This window comes from Nitratidesulfovibrio oxamicus (assembly GCF_015731765.1).
GTDB classification, from domain to species: domain Bacteria; phylum Desulfobacterota; class Desulfovibrionia; order Desulfovibrionales; family Desulfovibrionaceae; genus Cupidesulfovibrio; species Cupidesulfovibrio oxamicus.
In genome coordinates, this window is record NZ_VRYY01000523.1 from 1 (window position 1) to 1,540 (window position 1,540).

The following is a 1,540-nucleotide window of genomic DNA, read 5'->3' on the forward strand; positions in this document are numbered from 1 at the left end:
GCTCCTGCCGCCGGGCGCCTGCCCGGAGCAGGCGTTGCGCAGGGCGCGCCAGCCGCCCACCAGCATCAGGCCCAGCCACCACGGGGTGATGATGCCCGCCTGCGCGCCCAGGTGCTCGGGCAGGCGGTCCGGGGTCAGGAAGGTCTTGGCGGCCTTGCCTGCCACTCCGGCCAGGGTGGCCACGTGGCGGAAGCTTACCCAGTCGTTGGAAATGTTCCAGGCCAGGATGGGCAGCATGCCCGCGGCGGAACCGGCCAGCATCACCGCCAGCACCCGCCAGGCCACGCCGCGCGCCAGCAGGCCTTGGCGGGCGAGGCCCCACAGCCACAGCACGGCCACGCCCGCCATGGCCAGCATCATGTATTTGGCCAGCACGCCCAGGGCCATGCACGCGAACAGCAGCGCGTAGGGGGTGCGGCCACGCGGCTCGCGCGAGATCCAGTGCAGGCTGAACAGCGCGCCCGCCCAGCACAGCAGCAGGGGGCTGTCGGTGGTCATCAGCACGCCCGATGCCATGAATAGCGGGGTGGTGTTGGCAACGAACAGGGTCAGCACGCCCAGCGCGGGCGCGCGGAACAGCTTGGCAACGCCGAGGTACAGCAGGGTCTGGGCCAGCGCGGAGTTGACCACCGCCCCCATGCGCACGCCGGTTTCCGTGTCGCCCAGCAGGGCCGTCCACCCGTGGATGAGCCAGGCGATGAGCGGCCCCTTGGAATAGTAGGAAAGCTGCAGCCTGCGCGACCAGTCCCAGTACTGCGATTCGTCCTGCACCAGGTCCAGTTGGCCGGAGATCACGAACCACAGCCGCACCAGGGTGGTGACGGCAATGATCATGCCCGCGCACAGGGCGGGGTTGCGTTCCCAGACGGGGGCCGTGGGCAGGGTGGAGGGCATGGCCGCGACTTTGGCGCGCGGTGCGCGCGCGGCGTGACCACCAGCGGCGGTCGTGCCGGTGGTGCTGCCGGATGGCGTGGCGGACGGGCGGAATTCGGGCCGGTGTATGGATGCGGACATGCGCGCGAAAATGACCTGTGGGGATGATGATGATGGAAGGCGGCTGGCGCGGGGGGCGCCGCGTGCCGGGGAGCGTGGCCGGTGCAAACCGGTCTGGTGCGAACCTGTCACGTGAGCCTGCCACGTGAACCGTTGCGGCACGCATCGCTCCGGATCGGTGCCGCTGGGAATGTAGCCTCTCGGAGTGGGGGTGTCCAGAAGGGCGGGATGCGGCGGTGTCAGCCGACTCCGGGGAGGGGGCGGGATGCAGTGCCGCCTGCGGCGCCGGGCATGCGGACGGGCGGGGCAGGTTCGTGCGGCGGCGGACAGTGCGTTGCAAGTGTCCGCCGCCGCAAGGGGGAGCGTTACTTGTACAGCCGCTTGAGCACCTTCAGCTTCAGGTCCGAGCCGGGGGCGAAGCGCAGGGGGATGTCGAAGAAGTTGGACCCCACGGCCGCCGCGCGGGGTGCCGAGAAGGTGGCAAGGCCCGCCGGGCCCGCCATGGCCCCGTGCCCGGTTTCGCCCACGCCCCCTTGCGGCAGGCGCG

General features: G+C 71.2%; 1 protein-coding gene and 1 pseudogene. Both read right to left on the reverse strand.

The window, feature by feature from the left end:
* Positions 1–1,014 (reverse strand): ArnT family glycosyltransferase (locus FVW20_RS14880; RefSeq protein ID WP_196610221.1); only part of this gene is annotated, 1,014 nt, incomplete at its 3' end.
* 344 nt (positions 1,015–1,358) lie between these two features.
* Positions 1,359–1,540, reverse strand: a pseudogene (locus FVW20_RS14885) (aldehyde dehydrogenase family protein); the annotation flags it as partial.